Here is a 26,780-nt window from a genome sequence, read left to right as displayed (position 1 = left end):
GGCCTCGGGATCGGGTACGGGAAGGGGTACTCCCTCCCCGTTCTCCAGGTGGAGGACCAAAGCCCGTCTTCCCCGGGAAAAGGGCCCTGCTGGCCAGTAGGCCACCTCCAGGAGCATCCCCATCCATTATCCCCCAAGGCCACCCCGGGATAGACTAAGGGGGTGGAGAAGGACCTGTTGGAAGCCCTGGGCCAGCACCTGGTCTGGCGGATCGGCCGGGCCGAGGAGGAAGAGGTCCTGGTGGTGCGGGTGGGCCTGGCCTCGGCCACACCCCGCTTCCGGGAGTTGCCCAGGCTCTTGAACATCCCGGATGCCGAGGTGGCCCGCCTGGCCAAGGAAGGCCGGGTGCGGGTGGAGTGGGTGGAAGGATGAAGGCCAGGCTGCACCTCGTCCTAAACGGCCATCCCTCCCAGGGTTTACCCCTGGAACTCCAGCTGGAAGGAAACGAGGTCCGTGGGGTCTTCCGGCAGGAAAACCCCGTGCTGGGGGAGGTGGCCCTTCCCTTCGCCTCGAGGCTTAGAGGAGAGAACCTCGAGGCCAAGCTCCTCCCTCCACCTTCCCTCAAGGTAGAGGGTCGCGTGCTTTCAGGCACGAAGGGGCTGGAGCTGGAACTGGAGCTCAGTTTGGTCCTCCCCGAGGGACAAACCTGGGGGGAGCGGGCCTTTGCCCGCATCCTGGAACTCCTCTTCTATAAAAGCCTAGAGCGGTCCCTTTCCCAAATGCCCTCCTCTCCGGTATAGTGCCATATAAAGGAGGTGCCTATGCTGGAGATCCGGTATCTGGGCCACTCGGCGGTCTGGCTTTCCGATGGCAAGACCAAGGTGGTTATCGACCCCTTCCTCAGCGGTAACCCCCTGGCCCCGGTGGGGGTAGGGGAGGTGCAGGCGGACCTCATCCTGGTTACCCACGCCCACGGGGACCACTTCGGCGACGCCGTGGCCCTGTCCAAGAAAGGAGGCACGGTGGTCTCCACCTTTGAGATCGCCACCTATGCGGAGAAGCACGGGGCCAAGGCGGTGCCCATGAACATCGGAGGCACCTACCGCTTCCCCGGAGGGTGGCTCAAATGGTTCCCCGCCTGGCACTCCTCTAGCTTCCCCGACGGCACCTACGGGGGCATGCCCATGGGGGTGGTGGTGGAACTTGGCGGCAAGCGCATCTACCATGCTGGGGACACCGCCCTCTTCTCCGACATGCGCCTCATCGGGGAGCTGGGCCTGGACTTGGCCTTCCTGCCCATCGGCGACCACTTCACCATGGGACCGGAAGACGCCCTAAAGGCCCTAGACCTCCTAAGGCCCAAGCGGGTGGTGCCCATCCACTACAACACCTTCCCCCCCATTAAGCAGGACGGCGAGGCCTTTGCGGCCAAGGCCAAGGAGAAGGGGGTGGAGGGCCACGCCCTTCGCCCGGGAGGGGTGCTGGTTCTTGACTAGCCTGAAGCGCAAGGATTTCCGCCTTCGGATGCTTTTGGGCCTGGGACAGACCGCCCAGGTCTACCTGGCGGAGGCTCCCGATGGGCAAAAGGTAGCCCTCAAGCTTCCCCGCAAGGAGGTAAGGCAGGACCCCAGGCTTGCCGAGCGGTTTGCCCGGGAGGTTTCCCTTAGCCTTTCCCTGAAGCACCCCCACCTGGTGCAGGGGCTTTACGGGATACCCTTCGGCGAGGAAGCCTTCCTGGCCCTGGAGTACCTGGAGGAAGGCACCCTGGAGGAACGCCTCCTCAAGGGTCCCCTGAACCAGGAGGAAGCCATGCGGGCGCTTTTGCAGGTGGGGCAGGCCTTGCTCTTCCTGCACGAAAAGGGCTTCCTCCACCAGGATGTGAAGCCCTCCAACGTGTTCGTGGGCGACGGGGTTTACAAGCTTGGGGACCTGGGCACCGTGCGTCCCTTGGAGGAGGCCAGCCCGGAGTATGCGGGAAGCCCCCACTACCTGGCCCCCGAGCTCTTCCTGGGGGCCAAGCCCAGCCCCAAAAGCGATGCTTACAGCTTTGGGGTCATGGCCTACGAGCTCCTTGTGGGAAAGCGCCCTTTTCGCGGGGAAACCCTGGAGGAGCTACGGAATGCCCACCTCTTCCTTCCCCCTCCCCCCACCTCCCTGCCCCCCAGGCTGGACAAGGCCTTGAGGCGCCTCTTGGCCAAAACTCCTGAGGAGCGCCTGGACATCAAGGGTTTTATCGAGACTCTGGAGAACCCTTACGGCAAGAAGGAGGGCGAAACGCCAAGCAAACGCAAGGGCTTTCCCTTTTGGAGGAAATAGATGGAGCCCATCTGGTATCCCAACCCGGAGGAGATCCAGGCCACCAGGCTCTTCCGATTCATGGAGGCCCTGGGTTTCCGGGACTACGAGGCTTTCTACCGCTATAGCGTGGAGGAACTTGAGGCTTTTTACCACCAGTTTTTCACCCACCTGGGCCTACCCTGGCGCAAACCCTACGAGCGGGTCATAGAAGGTGGGTTTCCCCTTCCCCGCTTCTTCGTGGGGGGGCGGCTTAACCTGGTGGAGGCAGCCCTCAGCCACGAGCCCACCGCCTTAGCCCTCATCCACGAAACCGAGGAGGGAACGGTGCGCGCCCTCACCTACGGGAAGCTTTTAGAAGAAGTGGAACGGGTGGCGGCAGGGCTTCGGGCCCTGGGGGTGGAGCGAGGGGACCGGGTGGGCTTGTGGTTCCCCATGGGCCTCGAGGCGGCCATTCTCCTCCTGGCCACCGCCTGGCTTGGGGCCATCGCCATTCCCATCTTCTCCGGCTACGCCGCCGAGGCGGCGGCGGTGCGGCTCAAGGACGCCAAGGCCAAGCTTTTGGCGGTGCAGGATGGCTTCCACCGCCGGGGAAGAAGGGTGGAGCTCCTCCTCGAGGCCCGCAAGGCCCAGGCCCTGGCGGAGACCCCCCATCTCTTGGTGGTGCGCCGGCTGGGCCTGCCCCTGGAGGCCGGGGAACTGGACTACACATCCTTAAGGGGCGAGCCCTTCCCCGCGGAGGAGATGGAGAGCATGGACCCCTTCATGCTCATCTACACCTCCGGCACCACGGGCCGGCCCAAGGGAACCGTCCACTACCATGCGGGCTTTCCCCTCAAGGCCGCCCTTGACCTGGCCCTTCTCTTTGACCTGAGAGAAGGGGATCGCCTCTTCTGGTTCACGGACCTGGGCTGGATGATGGGGCCCTGGGCCATCCTGGGGGGGCTCCTCCTGGGGGCCACGGTGTTCCTCTACGACGGCGCCCCCGACTACCCGGGACCGGAGCGGCTTTGGCGAATGGTGGAGGCCCACCGCCTCACCCACCTGGGCCTCTCCCCCACCCTGGTGCGGGCCTTGATCCCTTTGGGGGAGGAGCCTATCCGGGCCCACGACCTCAGCTCCCTTCGGGTCCTCGGCTCCACCGGGGAGCCCTGGAACCTCGAGCCCTACCTCTGGTTCTTCCGGGCGGTGGGGGAGGAAAAGAGGCCCATCGTGAACTACTCGGGAGGGACGGAGGTTTCCGGAGGCATCCTGGGCAATGTTCTGGTCAAACCCATCAAGCCCATGGGCTTCAACACCGCCGTGCCCGGGATGGCCGCGGCGGTGCTGGACCCGGAGGGGAAACCCGTGGTGGGCCAGGTGGGGGAGCTTGCGGTGCTCAGGCCGTGGCCCGGAATGACCAAGGGATTCTGGCAGGACGAGGCCCGCTACCTGGACACCTATTTCTCCCGTGTCCCCGGGGTTTGGGTTCACGGGGATCTGGCCCTACAGGATGAGGAAGGCCACTTCTTCATCCTGGGCCGAAGCGACGACACCCTTAAGGTGGCGGGCAAGCGGGTGGGGCCTGCCGAGGTGGAAACCGCCGCCACCCGCCACCCCGCCCTCAAGGAATGCGCCGCCATCGGGGTGCCCCACCCGGTGAAGGGGGAGGCCATCGTGCTCTTCGCCGTGCTGAAGCCCGGCTTCTCCCCTAGCCCCGAGCTGGCCCAGGCGGTGGCCGACCGGGTGGCGGAAGCCCTGGGCAAACCCTTAAAGCCGGAAAGGGTTCTCTTTGTCCCCGACCTGCCCAAGACCCGAAACGCCAAGGTGATGCGCCGGGTGGTGCGGGCGGTCTACCTGGGCCAGGATCCCGGGGATCTCTCGGCCCTGGAGAACCCCGAGGCGGTGGAGGCCATCCGCCAAGCGGCCCAAGGAGGCTAGCCCGTGCGCCTCCTGGGTCTTCTTCTGGCCTTGGGGATGGCCTGGGCCTCGCCCTTGGAGGAGGCCCGCACCCTTTACCAAAAGGGGGAGATGGCCGGGGTGCTGGCCCGGCTGGACCCCCTCTTAAAAGGCCATGACCCCCCGGAGGAAGCCCTCTTACCGGGTGCTCCGCCCCTCGCCTTCACCTGGCCCACCTGGGAAGAGCCCGCCTTCGCCTCGAGGCTTAAGCCCCTTTACTTCCGCCTGAGGGAGGTTTGGCGAGGAGGGCCTTAAGAGGTAGACCGAGAAGCCAAGCGGCAAGCAAGAAAACCCCAAGCCCTAACCCCCCCCCAAGCAGGAGGGGCAAAAGGGCTTGCCCTGCCTGGGCCACGGGGAAGACCCACCCAAGAATCCACCCGAGTAAGGCCACGGGAAGCCCTGCCAGTAAGGCTTTTAGAAGGAAGCCCGGTAGCTCGGGAATCCCCACTCCCTCCCGTTTAAGGAGGCGAAGGTAAAGGGAAAGCCCCAAGTACCCCGCCAGGGCGGTGGCCAGGTTCAGGGCGAAAAGCCCGGCATCCTTAAGAAGCCAGTAACCCAGGGTGTTGGTCAGGAAGACGAGGGCGCTGGCGAAAACCGCCTCCCGTATCCGCCCCAGGGCATAAAGCCCCCTGAGGAGCAGGGTGTTCACCCCCCAGGGCAGGACGGCAAACCCCAAGGCGGCGAGGACCTGGGTGCTGTACGCCCGGTTCTCCGGGGTAAGGGGGCCAAAGAGGCCGAAGAGCAAGACCACCACGAAAGGAGCCAGGGCCACCAGCATCCCCCCGAGAAGGGAAAGAAGGAGGGTAAGCCGCTTCAGGGGACCTGTAAGAAAGCGGGCCAGCTCCTCGCCCTTCAGGGCACTCATCCGGGGAAAAAGGGCGATGGCGGGCGAGGTGGCGAAAAGCCCCAGGACCATCTGGAAGATCACCTCAGCGTTGTAGAACCCCGTGACCGCCGCCGGGGGGTAGCGAGTCAGGATGTGGGTGAGAACCAGGTTGAGAAACTGCCGCAAGGAGGTGGTGAAGGCGAAGGGCCCCATGCGGAGGAGGGCAGGGAGAAAGGCCTGGTGCCAGCGCCACTCCAGGCGGAAACCCCTAAGGAAGGGAAGCTGGACCAGGGCCTGGACCAGCCCCCCCAGGGCCACGGAAAGCCCCAGGAAGGTGGGGTCCCCGGGGAAGAGGGCCATGAGGCCGATGGCCACCAGGTTGAAGGCAATGGGTCCCAGGGCGTAGGGCAGGAAGCGCTCCTCCGCCTGAAGAAGAGCGGAGAAGAGGGCAGCCATGGAGATGCCCAGGAGAAAGGGCAAGAGAAGCCGGGTGAGGTAGACCACCTGCCCCAAGGCCTCCCCCTGCCGGAGGTGGCTTTCCTGAGCCACCAGCAGGTTCACCACCCAGGGGGCCAAGAGATAACCCAGGCCCAGGACCAAGAGGTTCACCCCGAAGAGAAACGCCCCAAAGCGCCGGGCAAAGGACCGGGCCTCCTCCTCGGGCAGGTTCTTCAGGAGGGGGATGAGGGCGTTTTGCACCGCCCCCTCCGCCAAAAGCTCCCGGAGGAGGTTCGGTACCCGGTAGGCCACGTTGAAGGCATCCTTCAGGACGTCGGGATACAGGGCGTTGAAGACCGCCTGGCGCACCAGGCCCAAGACCCTCGAGGCCAGGGTGCCCCCCATGACCAGGAGGACCTTACGCAGCATTCCCCTCCAGCACCTCCTGGAAGATGTCCAAGAAGTTCGCCTGGTTGACCACCGTGAGCCCATGTAGGGCGGAAAGCTCCTTGGCGCGGGCCTTGTCCATGCCCAAAAGCACCAGAAAGCTTTCCCTGGCGGAAAGCCCCAGGACCTTTTTCAGCCCCGCATACTTGGCGATATGGGCCTGGAAGTCCCCCGTCTTGGCCTCAAACCAGAAGAAGCGCTCCCCCACCCTGAGGAGCACGTCCAACTCCATGGTGTCCCCGTTGGGCAGGGTAACCTGGTAACCCACCGCCACCTCGTGGGCCAGGTTGCGGGAACGCAGGAACTTGCGAAGCCGCTCCGCCACGTACCGCTCCAGCCAGCCCCCGGTGAGGAAGTTCTGCACCCACCCCTCCGTGCTGGCCTTGGCCCGGATGCGCCGCTCCTCGCTTTTGTAGTGATAGGAGGTGAGGAGGGCATACTGCTTGAGCATGGTGCAGAACTGGGTGGAGTTGGCGATCTCCTCCTGGGTGGCCTCGGAAAGGGAAAGCTCAAACTGACGCTTGGTGGAAAGGCTCTGCTTGAGGCGCTCGTAAAGCTTTTCCAGGCTGGGGTAGCGGTCCCCCAGGAACAGGCCCAGGCGGGTCAGAACCTTCTCCTTCTCCTCCTCTTCCTGGGGCTTCTTCACCACTTGGATGCCCAGGCCCTTCAGCCATTCCTCCAGCGAAGGTGCCTTTTTTGCCCTCGAGGGCTCCTGCACCCGGGTGGACGGGGCAGGAACTGCTCCCGCCTTCGTCCCCTCCACTTCCCCGGATTCCTTGAAAAGCCGCCAGATCTCCCGGGTCAAGGCCAGGAAACGGGTGCGCACGGGATCCTCCGCCCCTTCCAGCCCCGGCGGGGTAAGGCCCGCACGCAGGGTATCCAAAAGCCAGGCCTCCAGAGCTTCCTGCAGGCTCTCCCGGGCGGCCTCGAGGTGAGGAGCTTCCACGCGCAGGCCCAGCTCGGGAAGCTCGGCCACAAAACGGCCAGGGCCCAGGAGGTCGTAACGGGCCTGGGCCATGGACTTTTCCAAATAGCGGGTGAGAACGCCCACGAACCTAAGCATATCAAGGCTGAAAGGTTAAGCCCCGGGAAACCCGGGGCCTCCTGGTGCCGGGGACGGGACTCGAACCCGTACGGGGGTAACCCCCCAGCGGATTTTAAGTCCGCAGCGTCTACCGTTCCGCCACCCCGGCGGACGCCTTCTATCCTACAAAAAGGGAGCCTCGGCGCCAAGGCGCAGGGTGAGGTCGGCCCCTAAAACCGCCTCCCCGGAGATGCGGTAGGGCACCCCCAACGCCTCCCCCAAGGCCTGGGCCAGGAGACCAGGCCCGTTTTCCAGCACCTCCGTGCGGGAAGGAGGCAGGTCCACCGGGTGGAGGATCACCCTCAGGCCCAGCTCGCTTAGCCTCAAGCGGGCTTTTTCCACCAGGGCCTCCTGCCCGGGTCCATAGACCAGGGCCACCAGCCGCCCCGTAAGCTCCCCCTTCTCCCCCGGCGCTTCCCCATCAAAGTAAACGGCCAAAAGCTGCCGCAGGGCCTCCTCGTCCACGTTCCAACCCCCTCCCCCGAAGTTCCCCGGCAAAAGGAGACTCATCAGGTGGGGTTGCTTCATGGCGAAGCCCAGGATGGCTCCCTTTTCCTCGCGGGATAGGTCGGTTTGGAAGTAGGGCTCCACCGCCGCCACCGCACGGGGCAGGCGGAGTAACCCGGAAGGGGAAAGCACCTGCTCCTTCAGGGCGTGAAAGAAGGCCTGCTGGCGCTGGATCCGCCCGATATCCCCCAGGGCATCCTTGCGGAAGCGCAAATACCCCTCCGCCTTCTTTCCATCCAGCACCCGGCAGCCCGGCTCGAGGTCGATGTCCAGCCCCGCAGCGGAATCCCGGTAGCGCATGGGCTTCTCCACGCAGACCCTAACTCCCCCTAAGGCGTCCACCCCCCGGCGGAGGGCCTCCGTGCTCACCACCAGATACCGGTCCGCCTGCACCCCGGTGATCCGGGCCACCGCCTCCTTCATCAGGGCCGGTCCCCCCAGGGGGCTTGCCGCATTCACCTTGTGCCAGCCGTAGCCGGGGAGGTTCACCCAAACATCCCGGGGAATGGACAGGACCACCACCCGGTTGGCCCCAGGGTCCAGGCGTACCAGGAGGATGGTGTCCGCCAGGCCCCGGAAGCGCTCCGGGGCCCTTCGGTGGTAGCCGGAGTACTCGGGGCTGGAGCCGTAGACCAGCACCGTTAGGGGGGCCTTTAACCCTTCGGGGGCTGGCAGGACCCCGTGCCGCACCACGGGGCCCAACAAGGGGTAGGCCCATAGCCCCACCGCCACCAACAAGGCCAAAAACAGGAGGAGAAGCGACCGCCGCACGGGGGCTTAGCATACAACCCCTGAGGTGAGGCGGATTAAGGGGGGAAGCAGTAGGTGGTGTCCGTCATCACCCGGTCGGCCTGGACGATGCCATAACCCGTCTGAGAAACATAGGTGCCATTATTGCTAGCGGTTTGCTCCAAGCAGAGCCTGATTTGGTCTGGGCTAGGTGCCTTTCCGTAAAGCGTTGCATATTTGGCCACGTAAAGGGCCGCTACCCCACTTACTTGAGGGGCTGCGAAGGAAGTCCCCCTCCAAGCTAAATAGTGAGCCTGAGAGGAGTAGTAAGGGTACGAGGCTCCCAAAGCCAAAGACCAAAGGCTTTCACCAGGACTCAAATTGCCGGCTGCGGCCATGACCAAATCCGTCTGGGTAGTGGAGTAGTTGGAGAAGTCTGAACGCGTCCCATTCAAACGGACCGAGCCCACTGCCAAGACCCCGGGGTAACGCGCTGGGTACATAAGCCCATCTGTCCCATCGTTTCCCGCCGCAGCCACCGGCAGACTGCCTTTGGAAAGGGCATAGCTCACCGCGTCCTGGACTATTCCGTCAAGGGGTGTGGGACTACCTAAGCTCAAATTGAGGACATTGGCTCTCTGATCCGCAGCATACCGAATGGCGCTACTTAGTACGGCACTGGTGGAGCTATACTCGTAACGCTGAGCACTTGTGTTCCAAACCCAAAAAAAGACCTTCAGGGGCAGCACCTTTACCCGGTTAAGCCCAACTCCCGGAATCCCCTCTCCGTTATCGGCTGTGGCTGCTACCATGCCAGCTACACCTTGACCGTGGTCGGGTTCATTCTCGCCGTACATAGCCCCGTTTGGTGGAGGGCTAGGGCGGAGGTCATCTTGGGGAAGACCGTCTGGGGTTAGGTTCCTCCCAGGAAGCAGGTTGTCCCTAAGGTCTGGATGATTGGGATTGAAGGCCGTATCCAACACGGCTACCACCGGGGTGCAGACCCACGAGCCGGCCCTTACAACATCCCACGCCCCCTCGAGGTTCATCTTTTGGTAGAAGGGGCGCACCCTGGAACCATCTAGCAAACTCGAGGGGTAAAGGGGATCGTTGGGTAGATAAAGGGAGAAGTAAAGGTAGTTCGGCTGCACATACCGCGCGCCTGCCTGGACGAGCTCTCTGGCTTTCACCCTCTCCTGACCCGCTGGTACCTTGACATGCAAAACCCCACCAGGCAAGGAAGCCTGAACCTGGATTTCTGCCACACGGGAGGTGAGGGCCTGGGGTGACAAACCTCCAGAAATGACGAGGAGTTCACCCGGCACATGCGGGGCTGTGAAGTCACCTACCCCATAGGGCGTGTTAACGGATTGCGTCTGGTCCCTCTGAACCGAAAGACCCGTAGGGACAGGCGAACAGGCCGAGGGCGGGGGCGGAGGAGGCGTTTGGGGGCACGCCGTGAGGAGAAGCGCCGTGGCCGCAAGGAGCGCTGGGAACAGAAACCGGTTCATGCCCCTACTCTACACGCTGCAAAGTGGGGGTTTTCTTAACCTTGGCCTAAGGTTTCCGCCACCCGCTCTGCCAGCTTCTCCAGAAAGCCAAAGAACATGGGGCCGTAATGGGCCAGCTCGTCCCCATCCGTGGCCACCACCGGGAAGTCAAAGCCCCTCTCCCTGGCCAGGGCCCTCGCCTTCTCCAAGGGGTTCTTCCCCCAGGGCTTGGGCTCGTAGAGGAAGAGGTCCGGGGCTCTTTGCCTCACCTCCTCCAGGTCCGGGGCGAAGTAGGCCTGGGGCACATCCAGGAAGATGGGCTTAAGGCCCAGGTGCAAAAGGGCCTGGGCGATGTAGCTCCCCCGGCCCACGGTGATGGGCCCGCCCAGGTCCATCTCAAAGTAGACCCTAAGGGCGAAGCGGTCCTTAAGGGCGGCGTAGCGTTGGGCGAGCTCGTGGGCGAGGGCAGTAGCCCTTTCCTCCAGGTCCAAAAGGTGCCCAAGGGTGGATAGGTTCTCCAGGATCCCGTAGGGGCTTGTGGGCAGGGGGACGGCGTAGACGGGAAAACCTTCCTCCTTGAGCCTAAGGGCCTGTTCCCGTTGCACCCCGGTGGAAAGAAGCACCAGGTCCGGCTTTAGGCTCCGAAGAAGCTCGGTGCGGGTCTTGGTGTAAGAGGCCAGAACCGGCAAGGAAAGCACCTCCGCCGGGCGGTGGCAGAAGGCGCTCCGGCCCACCAGGCGGTCCCCAAGCCCCAGGGCGAAGAGGGCATCGGTGAGGTTGGGGGCCAGGCTTACAATGCGCTCAAATCGGTCGGGAAGCTCCACGGGGCCCAGGAGCTCGTGAAAGAGCTTCATCGCCTAAGGTCCAGGGAACGGGCGTGAGCCTCGAGGCCCTCAGCCCGGGCAAGAAGCGCCCCTTTCTGAGCCAGGTCCCTCACCGCATTCTCGCTTAGGCCCATCACGGGGATCACCTTCAAGAAGTCCCGCACCGCCAACCCCCCCTGGAAGCGGGCGGTGCCCGAGGTGGGCATCACGTGGCTGGGCCCGGCGATGTAGTCCCCCAAGGCCTCGGGGCTTCCCTCCCCCAGGAAGACTCCCCCGGCGTTTTGCACCTTTCCCAGCCAGGGCAGGGGATCCGCCAGGGCCAGGCAAAGGTGCTCCGGGGCGTAGAGGTTGGCGAGGGCAAAGGCCTCCTCGAGGTCCCGGGTAAGAACAAGCCCTCCCCTTTCCAAGGCCTTCCTGGCCACCTCGGCCCGGGGCAGGTCTTGGAGCTGCCGGGAAAGCTCCACCTCCACCCTCTCCAGGAGGGCCCGGTCGGGAGAGAGGAGCCAGGGCTCGGAGTCGGGGCCATGCTCCGCCTGGGCCAAGAGGTCAGCGGCGAGAAGCCTAGGAGAGGCGGAACCGTCGGCGATGATGAGGGTTTCCGTGGGTCCCGCCAGACCATCCAGCCCCACGGTGCCGAACACCTGCCGCTTGGCCGCCACCACGTAGGCGTTGCCCGGCCCCACGATCTTGTCCACCCGGGGAACCCGCTGGGTGCCGTAGGCCAGGGCGGCGATGGCCTGGGCCCCACCCATGGCGAAAAGCCGGTCCGCCCCTGCCACCCAGGCGGCAGCCAGCACCCCAGGGTGGACCCTTGGGGGACTGGCCACGATCACCTCCGCCACCCCGGCCACCTTGGCCGGCACCACGCTCATGAGGAGGCTGGAAAGAAGGGGGGCGCTCCCCCCGGGGACGTACACCCCCACCCGGGAAAGGGGGCGGACCATCTGGCCCAGAAGGCCGCTGGCATCCGCCTTCAAAAATCCCCCCTTGGCCTCTTCCCGATAGAAGGCCTCTATGCGCTCCTTGGCCGTCTCCAGGGCGTCCCTGAGTTCCTCGTCCAGATCCTCGTAGGCCTGACGCCAGGCCCTTTTGGGGATCTCCTCCACGGGGTGGCCGTCCAGATCCAGGCTGAAGCGGTCCAGGGCCGCATCCCCTTCCTCCCGTACCGCGGCCAGGATACCCCGCACGATTTCCTCCACCGTGGGGTCAAAGGAAAGGCCCCGACGGGCGAAGCGCTCCCGCACCTCCTCCGCGCGGTAAATCATGCCTCCACTATACCCAGCGGCGGCGCCTCTTGGGCTCCGCCTCCACGCCCTCTAAGACCGCCTCAAACACGTGGTCCCCCACCTGTTGGGCCATCCTCACGGGAACCCCCCCCTCCAGCTCCACCAGGGAGAGGCCCGGGCGGAGGCGGAGGTGACGGCGTACCCTGCCCTCCACCTCGAGGTCCGCAAGCCTCTCCACATACACCCGCCCTCCCGGCATGGCAAACCGGACCACCTCCCCGGGGGCCAAATCCAGCCGGGGCAGCGCCAGGATCAGGGAAAGAGGGTCATGGTAGGGGGAGAGAAGGGGAAAGGCCACGCTCTCCTTGCCCTGGGTGACCAGCACCACTCCTTCCTCCTCCAGCCTCTCCACGGTGAAGACCCGGCTCTCCCGCCCCTCCACCCGCTCGGCGAAGTACAGGGAGAAGCCCTCGGCGTCCGTTTCCGTCTGCCAGCGCTGGCGGGTCTTGGGCAGGGGCAGGTTCACCTCGGCGGTGAGGGTGGCCTTCATGCCTCCTTCCGGCTGAGGGCGAACCTCCAACCTTCCCTCCCCCGCCTCCTCCCCGGCGAAGAAGTAACGGTACACGTAAACGGCGGGGTGCACGGTCATGGCCTTAGCGTACCTTGATGACCAGGGGCGGACCCGGCACCTCCAGGAGGTAGTCCACGGGATCGCGGCCCGGTACCCGGATGCGCAGGCGGTAGACCCCCTCCTGGTCAAACTCCGCCTTACCTGGGGCCACGAGGAGGACCCTTCCGGGAACCATCTGGGAGCCCTGGGGCACCTCCAGGAGCACCACCTCCGCCCTTTCCGTGGGCGGCTCGGTGCGGAACTCCATCACGTAGCCCCCTCCGGAAGGGGAGGAAGGGCGAAGGAACAAAAGGGCCAGACCCAAAAGCACCACGGCGCCCAGAAGCCCCAAAAGCAAGGTCCGCCTTCTGGGCCGCGGAGGTTCCACCACGGTAAAGGGAGGCTCCTCGGGCTCCTCGATGCGGATGACCCGGGGCCGGCTTGGGGTCTTGCCCTCGGGGGGCGTGGTTTCCTTGGTTGGAGACACCTCCTGGCCATTTGAGGCTTCGGAAACCGGGTCTACGCTCAGCACCTTCCGCGAGGCGGAAGGGAGCCTGGGCTCCTCCTCGGGCTTGGAGGAGGCATCCTGGAGGGGCCGATCTTCCTGTCCAGGGGTCTCCGGGGTCAGGGCCTCGGTCTCCTGTACACCATGGGCATGGGCGGGCTCAGAGAAAAGAACCTCCAGGGGGTCCTCCTTGGCCTCAATCCTTTCCAAGGTTTCTCTTAAGGGAAACTCGGGATAGCGCTCCCCGGCCAAGGCTCGAGCCAAAGCGGCAAGGGCCTTCTCCGGCTCCCCGGAAAGCTCCTTAAGCCCCACCCCGGCCAGCCACACCCGCTTGCCCTTCACCAGGCAAAGCTCGGGGATGGGGGCATGGGACACCCCCTGGGCCTTCAAGGACGCCAGAATACGGGCCATCTCCCTTACCCAATGCTCCAGGCGCTCCAGATCCGCCACCCCCAGGTACTGGCTTAAGGGAACCGCCCCGATGGGCCACTCCAGCACCCAGGCCTCCGGCGTTTCCTCCAAAAAGGGAAGTACCCCCTCCCCCAAAGCCGGTACCCCCTGAGCCCCCTTGAGCACCATCACCGGCATCCCGGTGTGGGTATCCTGGCCTTCGTAAACGACCACGGAAGCAATCCGGACAAGAATGCGCCGCAGCCAATAGTTGCCCAAAACCTCCATCCCTACAAGTATAGCCACTTTAACCTGCGCCAGCCCTTGAGCCAAGCCATCACTCTCCCGAGGCACCAGCAATCCCGGGATAACCCACCCGGCCCTGGGCCCTGACAAGGGCCGCCCTTTACCTGGCTTTGCCCTCCCTCCCGGCTATATAATCTCCCAAAGGTAGGGCCCTTAGGCCGGAAAGGAGCGGGGATGGAGTTCAAGATCACGCTGACCACGGAGGAGATCGTTCGGGGCTTGAAGCATTACCGCCGCATCGCCAAGCAGGACGTTCTCCGGGCGCCGGAAACACCGAATCCGGAGGTCTTCCGCCGCCATGCGGAAGCCCGGCGCGAGGTCTACGCCAAGCTGGCCGAGGTGGCGGAGGCCGAGGGGCCGGAGGCCGTGGTGCGGTACGCCCTGGAGCTCTACAAATCCCTGCCCTTTGTCACCGGCACCCCGGAGGACCAGTACCCCGAGATCAAGGGCCAGGAAAACGCTTTAGAGAACTTCTTCCTCATGATTGGCTTGGACCCCAAGACCCGGCGGGAGGCCCGGAAGGCCCGGAAACCCCTGCAATGACCCTGGAACTATTACAAGCTCAGGCCAGGGCCTGCACCGCCTGCCGCCTGGCGGAAGGCCGCACCCAGGTGGTCTTCGGGGAAGGGAACCCTGACGCCCAGCTGATGATCGTGGGGGAAGGGCCGGGCGAGGAAGAGGACAAGACAGGGCGCCCTTTCGTGGGGAAAGCGGGGCAGCTTCTCAACCGGATCCTCGAGGCCGCCGGCATCCCCCGGGAATCCGTTTACATCACCAACATCGTCAAGTGCCGCCCCCCGGGAAACCGCGCCCCCCTTCCCGACGAGGCCAAGGTCTGCACGGACAAGTGGCTCCTCAAGCAGATCGAGCTCATCGCCCCCCAGATCATCGTCCCCTTGGGAGCGGTGGCAGCGGAGTTCTTCCTCGGGGAGAAGGTTTCCATCACCAAGGTGCGGGGACAGTGGTTTGAGTGGCACGGGATCCGGGTCTTTCCCATGTTCCACCCCGCCTACCTCCTGCGAAACCCGAGCCGTACCCCGGGAAGCCCCAAGCACCTCACCTGGCTGGACATCCAGGAGGTGAAGCGGGCCCTGGATGCCCTTCCCCCCAAGGAACGCCGCCAGGTGAAGACGGTGAGCCAGGAGCCCCTCTTCTAGGCCCGGCTCCAGGGGGTGTAGAGGACGGGCAAGGGGCTCACAAAGGGCTCGGCGTAGTCCACCCCCAGGTAGTTGCCGAAGTAGCGGCGCATGGCCTTCCTGGCCTCCACCCCCTTGGGCCCCACGGTCTCGCTCACCCCCTCCCCGGAAAACTGGCTCTTGTAGGCCAGAACCGCCTGCTCCCACTGATCTATGAAAGCGGAGATCTTCACCAGGAAGCTCGGGGTAAAGGGATGGTTTCCAGGGTAGAAGAAAAGCCGCTCCACCCGGTGGGGCTCCCCCTCTAGGGGGGCTTTCCTGAGGCCTGCCAGATGCACCGCCGCCACCGCCAGGCGGCTTGTCGCGGTGTGGTCGGGGTGGCGGTCGGCCTCGAGGGGAGCGAGGACGATGCGGGGCCTAAGCTGCCTCAAGGCCTGGGCAAGCTTAAGGCGTTGCTCCAGGACATCCCCAAGGCCCCCATCCGGCAGGCCCAGGTTGCCCCTATAGTCCAGACCCAGGATACGGCTTGCCTCCTCCACCTCCTTGGCCCTCTCCTCCGGCGTACCCTTGGAGCCCATCTCGCCCCGGGTGAGGTCCAAAATCCCCGTGCTGAGCCCCTCGGCCTTGGCCCGGGCCAGGGTTCCCCCGCATCCCAGCTCCCCGTCATCGGGATGAGGGGCAAGGACCAGGAGGTCAAGCACGGCCTCCCTCCTTTTCCCCCAGGCGCCTTTCCGTTCCCGCCTGGAGACGCTTCAAGTTTTCCCGGTGGGTCCAGAAGATGAGAAGGGCCATGAGGCCCACGGTGACCACCTCCCAAAGGGGGCGGGAAAGGGCCAGGGCCAAAACCATGGCCGCCACCCCCCCGGTCATGCTCCCCGCGGACACGTACCGGGTGAGGAGCATCACCGACACCCCGATGGGGAAGGTCCACAGGGCCAGGATGGGATCCAGAAAGAGGAGGGTGCCGAAGCTGGTGGCCACCCCCTTTCCCCCCCTAAACCCCAAAAACAGGGAGTAGTTGTGGCCCAGCACCGCCGCCAAAGCCACCCCGCCCAAAAGGGGTCCCTCTATCCCCACCGCCCGCGCGATCAAGACGGCCACCCCACCCTTGAAGACATCAAAGAAGGCCACCATCAAGGCGGGCCCAGGCCCCAAGGCCCTGAGGACATTGGTGGCCCCGATGTTGCCCGAACCCACCTTGCGGATGTCCACCCCGTAGGTTCTGGCCACCAGAACCCCGGCGGGAATGGAGCCGAAGAGGTAGGCCACCACCAGAGCCAGAAGCGCCGACCCCATAGGGGGGATTTTAACTGCTCGCCGAGGTGTAGCTCCTTAGGGCGAAGCGGAAAAACCCCCGGGCGAGGAGGAACAGGAAAAGAGCCAGGCCCGAGGCGAGAAGGGGAACCTCTCCCCTTCCTAGGGCGGCCTGGGCGGGCACGGTGGTGAGGAAGGCCACGGGTACCACGAAGGTGAAGAAAACCCGGTACAAGGCCGGGTAGGCCCCCACGGGAAACCGGCCCGCCTCCAGTAGCCCCCTAAGGACCTCGGTGACGTTGTAGATCTTCACGAACCAGATGCTGGTGGTGGCCAGGAGGAACCAGAGGCTATAGAGCATCAAGGCCCCCAGCACCCAGTACCCGGCGAAGGCCAGATAGTCCCAGGGTCCAAGCCCCAGGCGCATCCCTGCATAGAAAAGAAGGCCGAGCCCCAGGAGAAAATCCCCCAGGCCCCAAGGGGAAAAGACCCTCAAGGAAAGCCAGAACTGGGAATCCAAGGGCTTCAGAAGGACAAAGTCCAGGGTGCCCTGCTGCACGTGTTCCACGATCTTGTTGAGGTTTGGGGCCAAAAGGGTGCCCCCCAGGCCCTGAAGGAGGGTGAAGGCCGCCAGGACCAAAAGCGCCTCCTCCCAGGCCCACCCTCCGGGCCGGTACCCTCCTTGGTAGAGGAGCACCAGACCGAACAGGGCCCCAAGAAGGGTCAGGGCCGAGGAGAGAAGGCCCAGGAGGAAGTTGAGCCGGTACTCCATCTCCGCCGCCAGGCTGAGGCGAAGGAAAAGCAGGAAAACCCTCAGGTACCGCACAGGGAACATTAGACCACAGGGTAGACTATAGGGGTGTCGGCGGAACCCATCATCCTTGCCCAGGACCTCACCAAGCACTACCGGGTGGCCCTGAAGGAGGAAAGCCTCCTCGCCACCCTGCGCCACTTTCTCCTGCGCCATTACCGCACGGTGAAGGCGGTGGAAGGGGTGAGCTTTCAAATCGCAAGGGGCGAGGTGGTAGGCTTTCTGGGCCCCAACGGGGCGGGTAAGACCACCACCTTGAAGATGCTCACCGGCCTGATCCACCCCACCCGGGGTAAGGCGGTGGTGGCGGGACACATTCCCTGGCGGCGGGAAAAGGCCTTCTTGAAAAAGATCACCCTGGTGATGGGCAACAAGCAGCAGCTCATCTGGGACCTGCCCGCCCTGGACACCTTCCGCCTCAACGCCGCCATCTACGATATCCCCGAAGGGGAGTTCCGGAAGCGGGTTTCGGAGCTTTCGGAAATGCTTTCCCTAACGAATAAGCTCCACCAGCCCGTGCGCAAGCTCTCCCTGGGGGAAAGGATGAAGGCCGAGCTTCTGGCGGCCCTCCTCCACCGCCCGGAGGTGCTCTTTCTGGACGAGCCCACCCTGGGCCTGGACGTGAACGCCCAGGTGGCGGTGCGGGAGTTCATCCGGGAGTACAACCGGCGCTACGGGGCCACGGTTCTCCTCACCAGCCATTACATGGCGGACATCGCCGCCCTGGCGGAACGGGTCTTGGTGATCCACCAGGGAAGGCTCCTCTACGATGGACCCCTGGCAGGGCTTCTGGAACGCTTCGCCCCCTACCGGGAGGTGGGGCTCACCCTGGCCTACCCCCTGCCCAGGGAAGCCTTCCTGGCCTTCGGGGAGGTCAGAGACCTCGAGGGCCTAAAGGCCCGGCTTCTGGTGCCCCGGGAGAGGCTTACGGAAAGGGTGGCGGAGATCCTTAAAAGCCTTCCCGTGGAGGACCTAGAGGTGCGGGAGCCCCCTTTGGAAGAGGTCATCGCCCGGGTGTACAAGATCGCCCCTTCGGGGCTGAGCGAAACCCCCGCCCTGGAGGAGGCATGAGGAAAGCCAAAACCCTCCTCGCCGTCTACCTGGCCTACATGCTGGAGTACCGGGCGGAGCTCTTCCTCTGGGCCCTGGCCGGGGCCTTGCCCCTGATCCTCCTCGGGGTCTGGACCGAGGCAGCCAGGGGCGGGGAGTTTGCCCTGTCCCCGGGGGAGTTTGCCCGTTACTTCCTCATGGTCTTCCTGGTGCGCCAGGCCACGGTGGTCTGGGTGGTGTGGGAGTTTGAGCGGGATGTGGTGGAAGGGCGGCTTTCCTTCCGGCTCTTAAGGCCCCTGGACCCCTTTTTTGACCACCTGGCGGCCCACGTGGCCGAGCGCCTGGCCCGGTTGCCCTTCGTGGTGCTCCTCACCCTCCTCTTCTTCTGGCTCTTCCCCGAGGCCCGCTTTGTGCCTGAACCTGGCCCCTTCCTCCTGGGGTTCCTTTTCACCCTTTTGGCCTTTTTGCTCCGCTACCTGATGCAGTACACCACCGCCATGCTCACCTTCTTCACGGAGCGGGCGGTTTCGGTGGAAGAGGTCTTCTTCCTCCTCTACCTCTTCCTCTCCGGCACCATCGCCCCCCTCGAGGTCTTCCCCGAGCCCCTAAGGACCCTAGCCCTCCTCACCCCCTTCCCCTACCTGGTCTACCTGCCCGCAGCCCTTTTGGCCGGGCAAAAGGTGGATCTGTTCCCGGGGGTTTGGGTGATGCTCTTCTGGGGCGTAGCCTTTCTTCTCCTCTGGCGGCTCTTGTGGCGCATGGGGCTAAGGCACTACTCGGGCCAAGGAGCATAATGAGGGTATGGCCACCCGCTACCGCTTCCGCGTGGAGGAGTTTGAGCGGGCCTTCCGGGATGTGCCCCGGGTGGAGCTCCTAAGGGGAGAGGTCTACCAGATGAGCCCGATTGGACCCAAGCACTTTCTTGCGGCGATGCGCCTGGATCACAGCCTGAAGGAGGCCCTCCAAGGCAAGGCCTTGGTGGCGGTGCAGTCCCCCCTTCATCTTTCAGAGGATTCCGAGCCAGAACCCGATCTCCTGGTGCTTCAACCCCCCTTGGAACGCTACGAGGGCCGGCTCCCCCGCCCTGAGGATGTTCTTCTGCTCGTGGAGGTAGCCGACACCTCCTTGGAGTTTGACCGGGAGGTTAAGCTTCCCCTTTACGCCGAAGCAGGAATCCCCGAGGTATGGCTTGTGAACCTAAAGGAGAACCTCCTCGAGGTCTACCGGGAGCCCCGTGAGGGACGCTACCGGTCCATCCGCCTCCTCTCCCCCTCCGAGCCCGTAAGCCCCTTGGCCTTCCCCGAGATTAGCCTGCCTTGGGCGCCGTCTCCTTGAGGCTCGGGTAAAGGAGGGCGTAGGCGTAGCCATCGGTGAGGGCTTTCAGGGAGGCCTCGAGGATGTTCTCGCTGGCCCCCACGGTGCCGAAGCGCTCCTCCCCCCGCTTCATCTCGATCATCACCCGCACCCCGGAGTTGGTCCCCGACTCCTGGCCGGAGAGGATGCGCACCTTGTAGTCGGTGAGCTCCACATCGGAAAGCTCGGGGTAAAACTGGAGCACGGCCTTGCGGAAGGCCCTGTCCAGGGCGGAAACCGGCCCCGAGGGGCTTTCCGCTGCGGTGTGCTGCAGGCTTTCCCCCACCCGAACCCGCACCGTGGCCTCGGCCCAGGCGGTATCCAGGCCGCTTCCGTGGAGGAAGACGGAAAACCCCTCCACGCTGAAGGGCAGGCTCCCCCCCTTCAGGCGGTGGGCCAGGAGGTAGAAGCTGGCCTCCGCCCCCTCGAAGGCGTAGCCCTCGTACTCCAGGGCCTTGACCTCGTCCAACAAGCGCTTGGCCTCCTCCTTGGAAAGATCCACCCCCAGCTCCTGCAGCTTGGCCAGGAGGTTGGAACGGCCCGCCACATCGGACACCAGGAAGCGGCGGCTATTCCCCACCCACTCCGGAGGAATGTGCTCGTAGGTGCGGGGGTTCTTCAAGACCGCGGAGACGTGGACCCCCGCCTTGTGCGCGAAGGCTGACTCTCCCACGTAGGGAGCCCGGCGGTTGGGGGTCTGGTTGGCCCTCTCGTCCACGAAGTGGGAAAGCTCCTTAAGCCCCTTTAACCTTTCCGGTGGAATGGCGGGGATGCCGTACTTGAAGACCAAGGTGGGAAGGAAGCTGGTCAGGTTCAGGTTGCCGCAGCGCTCCCCGTAGCCGTTGATGGTGCCTTGGGCGTGGGTGGCCCCTGCCCGCACCGCCGCCAGGGCGTTGGCCACCGCCAGCTCGGCGTCGTTGTGGGGGTGGATGCCGATCCGCAGGTGGGGAAAGCGCTCCACCACCGCCTTGGTGATGGCGTAGACCTCCTCGGGCAGGGTGCCCCCGTTGGTGTCGCAAAGGACCAGGGTGTCCGCACCGCCTTGGGCCGCCGCCTCCAGGGTGGCCAGGGCGTAGCCGGGGTCCTCCTTGTACCCGTCAAAGAAGTGCTCGGCGTCGTAGACCACCCGCTTCCCCCGCCGGACGAAGAAGGCCACGGTGTCCTGGATCATGCGGAGGTTTTCCTCCAAAGTGGTTTCCAGAGCCTCGAGGACATGCAGGGTCCAGCTCTTGCCGAAGAGGACCACCACCGGGGTTTCCGCCTCCAACAGGGCCAGAACCGAAGGGTCCTCCTCCGGCAAAAGCCCCTTCCTACGGGTGGCCCCGAAGGCGGAAAGCTTGGCCTCCCCCAGGTCCACCCCCTTCATGCGCTGGAAAAACTCGGCGTCCTTGGGATTGGACCCCGGCCAACCTCCCTCGATGAGGTGTACGCCGAAGGCCGCCAGGCGTTTGGCGATGGCCACCTTATCGTCCACGGAAAGGCTGATGCCTTCCCCCTGTGTCCCGTCCCTGAGGGTGGTGTCTAAGATCTCCACCATCTCTTCATCCCCTTGGGCAGCCTTATGCCCTTCCTCGCTAAACCGAGCCCCCCTTCCTGGAACCCCCACCCTGGGGTGACCAGGGTGGGGTGGGACTAGACTCCCCGCTGGACCTCCTCGATGGAGGGTGGATGGCGGGTGGCACGGCCGCTCGCCAGCTTGCCGGCGGCGTCCAGGAAGGCCAGGGCCGAGGCCTCAATGATGTCGGGGGATACCCCCACCCCCACCGCCTGGAGCTCCCCCAGGCGGAGCCTCACCGTCACCTGGCCCAGGGCCTCGGTGGAACCCGTGATGGCCTCCACCCGGTAGAGCTCCAGCTCGGGCCTGAGGCCAATGGCGTCCTGAATGGCCTTGTACACGGCATCCACGGGCCCATCCCCGGTGTGCGTGGCCACCCTTTCCCCATCCGGGGTCCTCACCTTCACCGTGGCCGTGGGCAGAAGTCCCGAGCCCGAGAAGAACTGCACGTGCTCTAGGGCGAAGAACTGGGAAGCGGGCTCCCGTTCGCTTTCCACCAGGGCCTGAAGCTCCTCGGCAGACAAAGGTCCCTTCTTCTCGGCGATCTCCTTGAAGCGGGAGAAGAGCACCTTAAGCTGCTCCTCGGAGAGGTCCAGGTATCCCAGGTCCTCGAGGGCCTTCTTGAAGGCAGCCCTTCCCGAGTGCTTGCCCAGCACGATCACGGCGGGGCGCCTGCCGATGAGCTCGGCGTCCATGATCTCGTAGGTGGAGCGGTGCTTTAAGACCCCATCCTGGTGGATCCCCGACTCGTGGGCGAAGGCGTTATCCCCCACGATGGCCTTGTTGGGGGGCAGGGGCATGCCGGTGTAGCGCTCCACCAGGCGGGAAACCCGGTAGATCTCCCGGGTGTTGATCTGGGTCTTGGCCTTGTACCAGTCCCGGCGCACGTAAAGGGCCATGACCACCTCCTCCAAGGAGGTGTTGCCCGCCCGCTCCCCGATGCCGTTGATGGTGCACTCCACCTGCCCCGCCCCGTTCTCTATGCCCGCCAGGGCGTTGGCGGTGGCCAGGCCCAGGTCGTCGTGGGTGTGGGTGGAGATGATCACATCCCTACCCCGCACCACCTCGTCCCGGATGCGCCGTATCAGGGCCCCATACTCCCCGGGCGTACCGTACCCAGTGGTGTCGGGAATGTTGATGGTGGTGGCCCCGGCCTCAATGGCCACCTCGTAGAGGCGCTTCACGAAGTCCCAGTCCGCCCGCATCACGTCCTGGGCGGAAAACTCCACGTCGTCCACGTACCTCCTGGCGTAGCGGACCATCTTGTCCGCCATCTCCAAGACCTCCTCCTCGGTTTTCTTCAGCATGTACTCGAGGTGGATCTTGGAAGCCGAGGTGAAGACGTGGATACGGGGTTTTTCCGCCTTCTCCAGGGCCTTGGCCGCCTGGTCGATGTCCAGGGTGTGGGTGCGGGCCAAGGCGGCGATGATGGGGCCCCTTACCTCCTCAGCGATCCGGCTTACCGCCTCAAACTCCAAGGGCCCGGATACGGGGAAGCCCGCCTCGATGATGTCCACGTTGAGTCGGGCCAAGGCGTGGGCGATCTCCAGCTTCTGGTCCAGGGAAAGGGCTACCCCTGGGCTCTGCTCCCCATCCCTAAGCGTGGTGTCAAAGATGCGGATGTGCCTTTCCATCTTCTCCCTCCCTAAAACGCACTAGGCCCCCCAGATTGGGGGGCCCTTGGTACCCACCTAGCCTACCTCCTCCAATACCCTTGCCCGCAGGAAGGGCATCATGGCCCGAAGCCTCGCCCCCACCTCCTCGATGGGGTGCTCCTTCCAGCGCTTGCGGTTCGCCTCTAAGACCGGCTGGCCCACCTGGTTTTCCAGCATCCACTCCCGGGCGAACTCCCCGGACTGGATCTGCCGGAGGATCTCCCGCATGCGCTTCTTGGTTTCCTCCACCGGCACCGAAACCTCGCCCCGGGTGTAATCCCCGTACTCGGCGGTATTGGAGATGGAGTAGCGCATCCCGGCGAAGCCCGCCTCGTAGATGAGGTCCACAATGAGCTTCACCTCGTGCACGGTTTCAAAGTAGGCCATTTCCGGAGGGTAGCCCGCCTCCACCAGGGTTTCAAACCCCGCCTGGATGAGCCGGGTAAGCCCCCCGCACAGCACCGCCTGCTCCCCGAAGAGGTCGGTTTCCGTCTCGTCCTTGAAGGTGGTGGGGATGACCCCAGCCCGGGCCGCCCCTATGGCCTTGGCGTAGGCCAAGGCGGTGGGGAAGGCCGAACCCGAAGCATCCTGGTGCACGGCCACCAGAGCCGGCACCCCACTTCCCTTCACGTACTCGCTCCGCACCAGGTGGCCAGGGCCCTTGGGGGCCACCATCCAGACGTCCAGATCCCTCCTGGGCTTGATCTGGCCGAAGTGGATGTTGAAGCCGTGGGCGAAGGCTAGGGCCGCTCCCTCCTTAAGGTTGGGCTCGATCTCCTCCCGGTAAACCCGGCCCTGGGTCTCGTCGGGAAGGAGGACCATGACGATGTCCGCCTCCCGTACCGCCTCGGCCACGGGAAGGACCCTGAGGCCCATAGCCTCCGCCTTGGCGGCGCTTTTAGACCCCGGCCTAAGGCCCACCCGCACATCCACCCCCGAGTCCTTGAGGTTAAGGGCATGGGCGTGCCCCTGGGAGCCAAAGCCCAAGACCGCCACCTTCTTGCCTTGGATGAAGCCTAGGTCCGCGTCGTGCTCGTAGTAGATCTTCATACCGCCTCCCGTTTTTCCCTGACCTTAAGGGTGCGCTCCCCTCGGCTCATGGCCACCGCTCCGGTGCGCATGACCTCGAGGATCCCATAAGGCCTAAGGGCCTCGATGAAGGAGTCTATCTTCTTGGAGTCCCCGGTGAGCTCCAGGATCAGGCTCTTCTGGGCCACATCCACCACCCGAGCCCGGAAGGCTTCCTGGATGTCCTTCACCGCCAATCTTTCCTCCACCCCAGCCACGTGGACCTTCACCAGGCAAAGCTCCCGCTCCACATGGGGCTCGGAGTGGTCGGTCACCTTCAAAACCTCGATCAGGCGGTTTAGCTGTTTTTCCACCTGCTCCAGGGTGTGGTCGTCCCCCGAGACCACTAGGCTGATGCGGGAAAGCCCCGGCACATGGGTGGTCCCCACCGCCAGGCTCTCCAGGTTGAAGCCCCGGCGGGCGAAAAGGCCCGTGATGCGGCTCAAGACCCGGGGGTGGTCCTGCACCAACACAGAGATCACGTGCCTCACGCCTCCACCTCCTCCTTGTCCGCGGGGTGCTCGAGGATCATGTCCTCCGCCGCTCCCCCGGCCGGAATCATGGGGAAGACCCCTTCCTCGTGGTAGACCTTAAACTCGGCCACCACGGGCCCATCGGCGGAAAGCACGGCCTCCACCCCTTCCATCAGATCCTCCTTGCGCTCCACCCTGACCCCCTTGATGCCGTAGGCCTCCGCCAGGCGGGCGAAGTCGGGGTTGGAGTCAGCCAGGTACACCTCGGAGTAGCGCTTGGCGTGGAAGAGGTCCTGCCACTGCCGCACCATGCCCAAGTAGCCGTTGTTGAGGATCACCACCTTCACGTCCAGCTTGTACTTGACCACGGTGGCCAGCTCCTGAAGGGTCATCTGGAAGGAGCCATCCCCGTCGAAGTCGATGACCAGTTCCTCCGGCCGGGCCACCTTGGCCCCGATGGCGAAGGGAAGACCCACCCCCATGGTGCCCAAGCCCCCGGAGGTGATGAAGCTCCTCGGCCGGGTCACGGCGAAGAACTGGGCGGCGAACATCTGGTGCTGCCCCACCCCGGTGGTGACGATGGCATGCCCCCCCGTGGCCTCGGCGAAGGCCTTGATGACCTCCTGGCTTTGCAGGTAAGGCTTAGGCTTCCAGCGCAAGGGATAACGGGTGCGCCACTCCTCCAGCTCCCGCCACCAGGAGGCAAGCCTCAAGGGCTTAGCCCCTTTCAGCATCTCCCGAAGCACGGAGCGGGCATCCCCCACGATGGGAATGTGGGTGCGCACCAGCTTCCCGATCTCCGCCGGGTCGATGTCCACGTGGATGATGGTGTGGGCATGGGGAGCAAAGCGGGAAACCTTCCCCGTGACCCGGTCGTCAAAGCGGAGGCCGATGGCCAGGATCACATCCGCATGGTGGATGGCCCGGTTGGCGGCCACGGTGCCGTGCATTCCCGGCATCCCCAGCCACAGGGGATGGTTCCCGGGGAAGGCCCCCAGGCCCATGAGGGTGGTGATCACGGGGATTCCCGTCCGCTCGGCAAAGGCCAGAAGCTCCCCGTGGGCGTGCTGGGCCCCACCCCCCACCATCAGGATCGGCCTCTCCGCCTTCTCCAGGGCATCCAGGGCCCGTTCGATCTGCTTGGGGTGGCCCTTGGTGGTGGGTTTGTACCCGGGAAGGTCCAGCTCCACGTCAAAGGTGCCGGTGAACTCGGAAAGCTGCACATCCTTGGGCAGATCGATCAGCACCGGCCCCGGCCTCCCGCTGGAGGCGATGTGGAAGGCCTCCCTCACCACCCGGGGGATGTCGTTCACCTCCTGCACCAGGTAGTTGTGCTTGGTGATGGGCATGGTCACCCCGGTGACGTCCGCCTCCTGGAAGGCGTCGGTACCGATGAGGGCCCGGGGGACGTTCCCGGTGATGGCCACCACCGGGGTGGAGTCCATGTAGGCATCCGCCAGGCCGGTCACCAGGTTCAAGGCCCCGGGACCGCTGGTGGCCATCACCACCCCCACCCTGCCGGAAGCCCGGGCGTAGGCGGTGGCGGCGTGGACTCCCCCTTGCTCGTGCCGCACCAGGATGTGGCGGATGGGACTGTCATACAGGGCGTCGTAGGTGGGCATGATGGCCCCACCCGGGTGGCCGAAGATGACCTCCACCCCTTCCCGCTCCAGCGCCTTCAAAAGTGCCTCCGCTCCCTTCATCTCCCCCTCCTAAACCAAAACCCCCCGGGTTCTCCGGGGGGTTTTGGATGCGCCCTAAAACGCTACACCCTACCCCCCGCTGGCCCTACGATTAGGACCAGGCCTAGGGATAGGATGAGGCCAAAGCGCATCTTGGGTTTTATCCTAGCGTCCCTTGTGAAGGGTGTCAAGAGCCCAGGCGGCGGGCGATGGCGGCTATGGCCACCCGTGCGTGCTCCCGGCCGTTTTCGATAAATACCGTGCGGGTGTCCGGCCCAAAGGCACTGGAGCCGATGGCGAAAAGCCCCTTGCGCGAGGTTTCCCATTCCGGGGAAAGCCAGGGTTTCTCCCCCTCGTAGCGCACCCTGGCCCCCCTAAGGAGATGGTCTTCCGCCCGGTAGCCGATCTGGACCAGGACGAAGTCAGCCTCCAAGAACTCCTCCCCTTGGGGTCTTTCCAGGACGAGGCCCTCCGGGGTAATGGCCTTTACCCTGGCCTCCATCACCGCCAGAATGCTTCCCTCCTTCACCCGGTTCTCAAAGTCGGGAAGAAGCCAGTACTTCACGCTGGGGCGCACCCACTTGCCCCGGTGGACCAAGGCCACCTGGGCCCCGCCCCGGTACAGGTCCAAGGCCACCTCCACCGCCGAGTTGCTTCCCCCCACCACCGCCACCTTCCTGCCGAAGAAGGGAGCTGCCTCCTCGTAGCGGTAAAACACGTGAGGCAAGTCCTCTCCCGGCACCCCCAGGCGGTTAGGGTTTCCGAAGTAACCCGTGGCCACCACCACGTACCGGGCAGGGAAGGCCTTCTCCCCAAACCGGTCCCGGGCCAAGACCTTAAAGGCTCCCTCCTCCCCTTCCACACCCACCGCCTCCGTATAGGTGAGGACCCGAAGGCCCTCGCGTTCCGCCACCTTCTGGTAGTAAAGGAGCGCCTCGAGGCGGGTGGGCTTGGGCCCCTGGGACACCAGGGGATGGCCCCCAATCTCGATGTTTTTGGACTCGGAGAAGAAGACCATCTGCCGGGGAAAGCGGTAGATGGTTTCCGCCACCGTGCCCCTTTCCAGGATCAGGTGGGAAAGGCCCTGGCGCTTGGCCTCTATCCCCGCAGCCAGGCCCACCGGACCGGCACCCACCACGAGCACGTCCACCATGACCCCCAGTCTACAGGGCCACGTAAACTCTTTCC

Annotated in this window: 28 protein-coding genes and 1 tRNA gene; 11 read left to right on the top strand and 18 right to left on the bottom strand. The window is 64.8% G+C overall.

Features of this window, described 5'->3' with window-relative positions; genetic code table 11:
• Positions 1-162: 162 nt before the first annotated feature.
• The 6 genes from F604_RS0101150 to F604_RS0101125 are packed head-to-tail and all read left to right on the top strand — an operon-like array spanning position 163 to position 4,428.
• Positions 163-372: a DUF3248 domain-containing protein gene (locus F604_RS0101150; RefSeq protein ID WP_015716772.1), complete on the top strand. Its 210-nt coding sequence runs from the start codon at positions 163-165 to the stop codon at positions 370-372.
• A complete protein-coding gene (locus tag F604_RS0101145) occupies positions 369-740 on the top strand; it encodes a DUF3809 family protein (RefSeq protein WP_015716771.1) in 372 nt (123 codons plus the stop codon). The genes F604_RS0101150 and F604_RS0101145 overlap by 4 nt, the downstream gene beginning before the upstream one ends.
• Positions 741-761: 21 nt before the next feature.
• Positions 762-1,436, top strand: a complete 675-nt coding sequence (locus tag F604_RS0101140) for a metal-dependent hydrolase (RefSeq protein ID WP_019550076.1) — start codon at positions 762-764, stop codon at positions 1,434-1,436.
• Positions 1,429-2,256, top strand: coding sequence for a serine/threonine-protein kinase (locus tag F604_RS0101135; RefSeq protein WP_019550075.1), 828 nt, complete (start codon positions 1,429-1,431; stop codon positions 2,254-2,256). Before F604_RS0101140 ends, F604_RS0101135 begins: the two co-directional genes overlap by 8 nt.
• Positions 2,257-4,155, top strand: a complete 1,899-nt coding sequence (locus tag F604_RS0101130) for an AMP-binding protein (protein WP_019550074.1) — start codon at positions 2,257-2,259, stop codon at positions 4,153-4,155.
• Positions 4,156-4,158: 3 nt separating this feature from the next.
• Positions 4,159-4,428 carry a hypothetical protein gene (locus tag F604_RS0101125; RefSeq protein WP_019550073.1) on the top strand — a complete coding sequence of 90 codons (270 nt, stop codon included), beginning with the start codon at positions 4,159-4,161 and terminating at the stop codon, positions 4,426-4,428.
• Here F604_RS0101125 and murJ read toward each other — a convergent pair.
• The 9 genes from murJ to F604_RS0101085 all read right to left on the bottom strand — a co-directional run bounded on the left by murJ (position 4,379) and on the right by F604_RS0101085 (position 13,537).
• On the bottom strand, positions 4,379-5,866 hold the full coding sequence (gene murJ, locus F604_RS0101120; protein ID WP_019550072.1) for a murein biosynthesis integral membrane protein MurJ: 1,488 nt from the start codon (positions 5,864-5,866) through the stop codon (positions 4,379-4,381). The two genes, F604_RS0101125 and murJ, sit on opposite strands and share 50 nt — an antisense overlap.
• Entirely contained in the window at positions 5,856-6,947 is a 1,092-nt protein-coding gene (locus F604_RS0101115) for a PDDEXK family nuclease (protein WP_019550071.1), read from the bottom strand. Before F604_RS0101115 ends, murJ begins: the two co-directional genes overlap by 11 nt.
• Before the next feature lie 42 nt (positions 6,948-6,989).
• A tRNA-Leu gene (locus tag F604_RS0101110) sits at positions 6,990-7,077 on the bottom strand.
• A gap of 14 nt (positions 7,078-7,091) precedes the next feature.
• Positions 7,092-8,246: an LCP family protein gene (locus tag F604_RS0101105; RefSeq protein WP_019550070.1), complete on the bottom strand. Its 1,155-nt coding sequence runs from the start codon at positions 8,244-8,246 to the stop codon at positions 7,092-7,094.
• Between the two features lie 35 nt (positions 8,247-8,281).
• A complete protein-coding gene (locus F604_RS12470) occupies positions 8,282-9,253 on the bottom strand; it encodes a S8 family peptidase (RefSeq protein WP_248644097.1) in 972 nt (323 codons plus the stop codon).
• Between the two features lie 497 nt (positions 9,254-9,750).
• A complete protein-coding gene (locus F604_RS0101100; RefSeq protein ID WP_019550068.1) occupies positions 9,751-10,548 on the bottom strand; it encodes an ABC transporter substrate-binding protein in 798 nt (265 codons plus the stop codon).
• Positions 10,545-11,783: a histidinol dehydrogenase gene (hisD, locus tag F604_RS0101095; protein WP_019550067.1), complete on the bottom strand. Its 1,239-nt coding sequence runs from the start codon at positions 11,781-11,783 to the stop codon at positions 10,545-10,547. The genes F604_RS0101100 and hisD overlap by 4 nt, the downstream gene beginning before the upstream one ends.
• Before the next feature lie 7 nt (positions 11,784-11,790).
• Complete coding sequence (locus tag F604_RS0101090) at positions 11,791-12,393, bottom strand: DUF3108 domain-containing protein (RefSeq protein WP_019550066.1); 603 nt, start codon at positions 12,391-12,393, stop codon at positions 11,791-11,793.
• Positions 12,394-12,397: 4 nt separating this feature from the next.
• Positions 12,398-13,537, bottom strand: a complete 1,140-nt coding sequence (locus tag F604_RS0101085) for a hypothetical protein (protein WP_019550065.1) — start codon at positions 13,535-13,537, stop codon at positions 12,398-12,400.
• Positions 13,538-13,729: 192 nt separating this feature from the next.
• Between F604_RS0101085 and F604_RS0101080 the strand changes: the two genes are divergently transcribed.
• The gene (locus F604_RS0101080; RefSeq protein WP_019550064.1) at positions 13,730-14,098 is read left to right on the top strand and encodes a hypothetical protein; all 369 of its coding nucleotides are present in this window, start codon (positions 13,730-13,732) and stop codon (positions 14,096-14,098) included.
• Positions 14,095-14,712: a uracil-DNA glycosylase gene (locus F604_RS0101075; RefSeq protein WP_019550063.1), complete on the top strand. Its 618-nt coding sequence runs from the start codon at positions 14,095-14,097 to the stop codon at positions 14,710-14,712. Before F604_RS0101080 ends, F604_RS0101075 begins: the two co-directional genes overlap by 4 nt.
• On the opposite strand, the gene bshB1 is transcribed toward F604_RS0101075, so the two are convergent.
• From bshB1 to F604_RS0101060, 3 genes are read right to left on the bottom strand one after another with little or no spacing between them, the layout of a single operon-like run.
• The gene (gene bshB1, locus F604_RS0101070) at positions 14,709-15,392 is read right to left on the bottom strand and encodes a bacillithiol biosynthesis deacetylase BshB1 (protein ID WP_019550062.1); all 684 of its coding nucleotides are present in this window, start codon (positions 15,390-15,392) and stop codon (positions 14,709-14,711) included. The two genes, F604_RS0101075 and bshB1, sit on opposite strands and share 4 nt — an antisense overlap.
• On the bottom strand, positions 15,385-15,987 hold the full coding sequence (gene plsY / locus F604_RS0101065) for a glycerol-3-phosphate 1-O-acyltransferase PlsY (protein WP_019550061.1): 603 nt from the start codon (positions 15,985-15,987) through the stop codon (positions 15,385-15,387). Before plsY ends, bshB1 begins: the two co-directional genes overlap by 8 nt.
• A gap of 10 nt (positions 15,988-15,997) precedes the next feature.
• On the bottom strand, positions 15,998-16,780 hold the full coding sequence (locus F604_RS0101060; RefSeq protein ID WP_019550060.1) for an ABC transporter permease: 783 nt from the start codon (positions 16,778-16,780) through the stop codon (positions 15,998-16,000).
• A 24-nt stretch (positions 16,781-16,804) separates the two neighbouring features.
• Between F604_RS0101060 and F604_RS0101055 the strand changes: the two genes are divergently transcribed.
• From F604_RS0101055 to F604_RS0101045, 3 genes are read left to right on the top strand one after another with little or no spacing between them, the layout of a single operon-like run.
• Positions 16,805-17,827, top strand: a complete 1,023-nt coding sequence (locus F604_RS0101055) for an ABC transporter ATP-binding protein (protein ID WP_019550059.1) — start codon at positions 16,805-16,807, stop codon at positions 17,825-17,827.
• Positions 17,824-18,600: an ABC transporter permease gene (locus F604_RS0101050; protein WP_019550058.1), complete on the top strand. Its 777-nt coding sequence runs from the start codon at positions 17,824-17,826 to the stop codon at positions 18,598-18,600. The genes F604_RS0101055 and F604_RS0101050 overlap by 4 nt, the downstream gene beginning before the upstream one ends.
• Before the next feature lie 7 nt (positions 18,601-18,607).
• Complete coding sequence (locus F604_RS0101045; RefSeq protein WP_019550057.1) at positions 18,608-19,141, top strand: Uma2 family endonuclease; 534 nt, start codon at positions 18,608-18,610, stop codon at positions 19,139-19,141.
• Here the strand turns inward: F604_RS0101045 and cimA are convergent.
• The 6 genes from cimA to F604_RS0101015 all read right to left on the bottom strand — a co-directional run bounded on the left by cimA (position 19,113) and on the right by F604_RS0101015 (position 26,745).
• Entirely contained in the window at positions 19,113-20,696 is a 1,584-nt protein-coding gene (gene cimA / locus F604_RS0101040) for a citramalate synthase (protein ID WP_026328896.1), read from the bottom strand. The genes F604_RS0101045 and cimA overlap by 29 nt on opposite strands.
• A gap of 95 nt (positions 20,697-20,791) precedes the next feature.
• The gene (locus tag F604_RS0101035) at positions 20,792-22,348 is read right to left on the bottom strand and encodes a 2-isopropylmalate synthase (RefSeq protein ID WP_019550055.1); all 1,557 of its coding nucleotides are present in this window, start codon (positions 22,346-22,348) and stop codon (positions 20,792-20,794) included.
• Positions 22,349-22,405: 57 nt separating this feature from the next.
• Positions 22,406-23,419 carry a ketol-acid reductoisomerase gene (ilvC, locus tag F604_RS0101030; RefSeq protein ID WP_019550054.1) on the bottom strand — a complete coding sequence of 338 codons (1,014 nt, stop codon included), beginning with the start codon at positions 23,417-23,419 and terminating at the stop codon, positions 22,406-22,408.
• Positions 23,416-23,928 carry an acetolactate synthase small subunit gene (ilvN, locus tag F604_RS0101025; RefSeq protein ID WP_019550053.1) on the bottom strand — a complete coding sequence of 171 codons (513 nt, stop codon included), beginning with the start codon at positions 23,926-23,928 and terminating at the stop codon, positions 23,416-23,418. Before ilvN ends, ilvC begins: the two co-directional genes overlap by 4 nt.
• Positions 23,925-25,613: a biosynthetic-type acetolactate synthase large subunit gene (gene ilvB, locus F604_RS0101020; protein ID WP_019550052.1), complete on the bottom strand. Its 1,689-nt coding sequence runs from the start codon at positions 25,611-25,613 to the stop codon at positions 23,925-23,927. Before ilvB ends, ilvN begins: the two co-directional genes overlap by 4 nt.
• Before the next feature lie 166 nt (positions 25,614-25,779).
• Positions 25,780-26,745 carry a YpdA family putative bacillithiol disulfide reductase gene (locus F604_RS0101015; protein WP_019550051.1) on the bottom strand — a complete coding sequence of 322 codons (966 nt, stop codon included), beginning with the start codon at positions 26,743-26,745 and terminating at the stop codon, positions 25,780-25,782.
• Positions 26,746-26,780 lie beyond the last annotated feature (35 nt).

Origin of the sequence: Thermus scotoductus DSM 8553, assembly GCF_000381045.1 — a bacterium.
Taxonomy (GTDB): Bacteria; Deinococcota; Deinococci; order Deinococcales; family Thermaceae; genus Thermus; species Thermus scotoductus.
Note: the sequence above shows the minus strand (reverse complement) of the source record. Positions and strands in the feature narration are given on the sequence as shown.

Excerpts from the sequence above, each read along its gene's own strand:
- F604_RS0101100 (WP_019550068.1), bottom strand. The coding sequence starts at position 10,548 with ATGAAGCTCTTTCACGAGCTCCTGGGCCCCGTGGAGCTTCCCGACCGA.
- F604_RS0101090 (WP_019550066.1), bottom strand. The coding sequence starts at position 12,393 with ATGACCGTGCACCCCGCCGTTTACGTGTACCGTTACTTCTTCGCCGGG.
- F604_RS0101130 (WP_019550074.1), top strand. The coding sequence starts at position 2,257 with ATGGAGCCCATCTGGTATCCCAACCCGGAGGAGATCCAGGCCACCAGG.
- F604_RS0101060 (WP_019550060.1), bottom strand. The coding sequence starts at position 16,780 with ATGTTCCCTGTGCGGTACCTGAGGGTTTTCCTGCTTTTCCTTCGCCTC.
- hisD (WP_019550067.1), bottom strand. The coding sequence starts at position 11,783 with ATGATTTACCGCGCGGAGGAGGTGCGGGAGCGCTTCGCCCGTCGGGGC.
- F604_RS0101035 (WP_019550055.1), bottom strand. The coding sequence starts at position 22,348 with ATGGAAAGGCACATCCGCATCTTTGACACCACGCTTAGGGATGGGGAG.
- F604_RS0101080 (WP_019550064.1), top strand. The coding sequence starts at position 13,730 with ATGGAGTTCAAGATCACGCTGACCACGGAGGAGATCGTTCGGGGCTTG.
- ilvB (WP_019550052.1), bottom strand. The coding sequence starts at position 25,613 with ATGAAGGGAGCGGAGGCACTTTTGAAGGCGCTGGAGCGGGAAGGGGTG.
- F604_RS0101015 (WP_019550051.1), bottom strand. The coding sequence starts at position 26,745 with ATGGTGGACGTGCTCGTGGTGGGTGCCGGTCCGGTGGGCCTGGCTGCG.
- plsY (WP_019550061.1), bottom strand. The coding sequence starts at position 15,987 with ATGGGGTCGGCGCTTCTGGCTCTGGTGGTGGCCTACCTCTTCGGCTCC.
- F604_RS0101045 (WP_019550057.1), top strand. The coding sequence starts at position 18,608 with ATGGCCACCCGCTACCGCTTCCGCGTGGAGGAGTTTGAGCGGGCCTTC.
- F604_RS0101050 (WP_019550058.1), top strand. The coding sequence starts at position 17,824 with ATGAGGAAAGCCAAAACCCTCCTCGCCGTCTACCTGGCCTACATGCTG.
- F604_RS0101115 (WP_019550071.1), bottom strand. The coding sequence starts at position 6,947 with ATGCTTAGGTTCGTGGGCGTTCTCACCCGCTATTTGGAAAAGTCCATG.
- murJ (WP_019550072.1), bottom strand. The coding sequence starts at position 5,866 with ATGCTGCGTAAGGTCCTCCTGGTCATGGGGGGCACCCTGGCCTCGAGG.
- ilvC (WP_019550054.1), bottom strand. The coding sequence starts at position 23,419 with ATGAAGATCTACTACGAGCACGACGCGGACCTAGGCTTCATCCAAGGC.
- F604_RS0101145 (WP_015716771.1), top strand. The coding sequence starts at position 369 with ATGAAGGCCAGGCTGCACCTCGTCCTAAACGGCCATCCCTCCCAGGGT.
- F604_RS0101085 (WP_019550065.1), bottom strand. The coding sequence starts at position 13,537 with ATGGAGGTTTTGGGCAACTATTGGCTGCGGCGCATTCTTGTCCGGATT.
- F604_RS12470 (WP_248644097.1), bottom strand. The coding sequence starts at position 9,253 with ATGAACCTCGAGGGGGCGTGGGATGTTGTAAGGGCCGGCTCGTGGGTC.
- F604_RS0101140 (WP_019550076.1), top strand. The coding sequence starts at position 762 with ATGCTGGAGATCCGGTATCTGGGCCACTCGGCGGTCTGGCTTTCCGAT.
- cimA (WP_026328896.1), bottom strand. The coding sequence starts at position 20,696 with ATGGTGGAGATCTTAGACACCACCCTCAGGGACGGGACACAGGGGGAA.
- F604_RS0101075 (WP_019550063.1), top strand. The coding sequence starts at position 14,095 with ATGACCCTGGAACTATTACAAGCTCAGGCCAGGGCCTGCACCGCCTGC.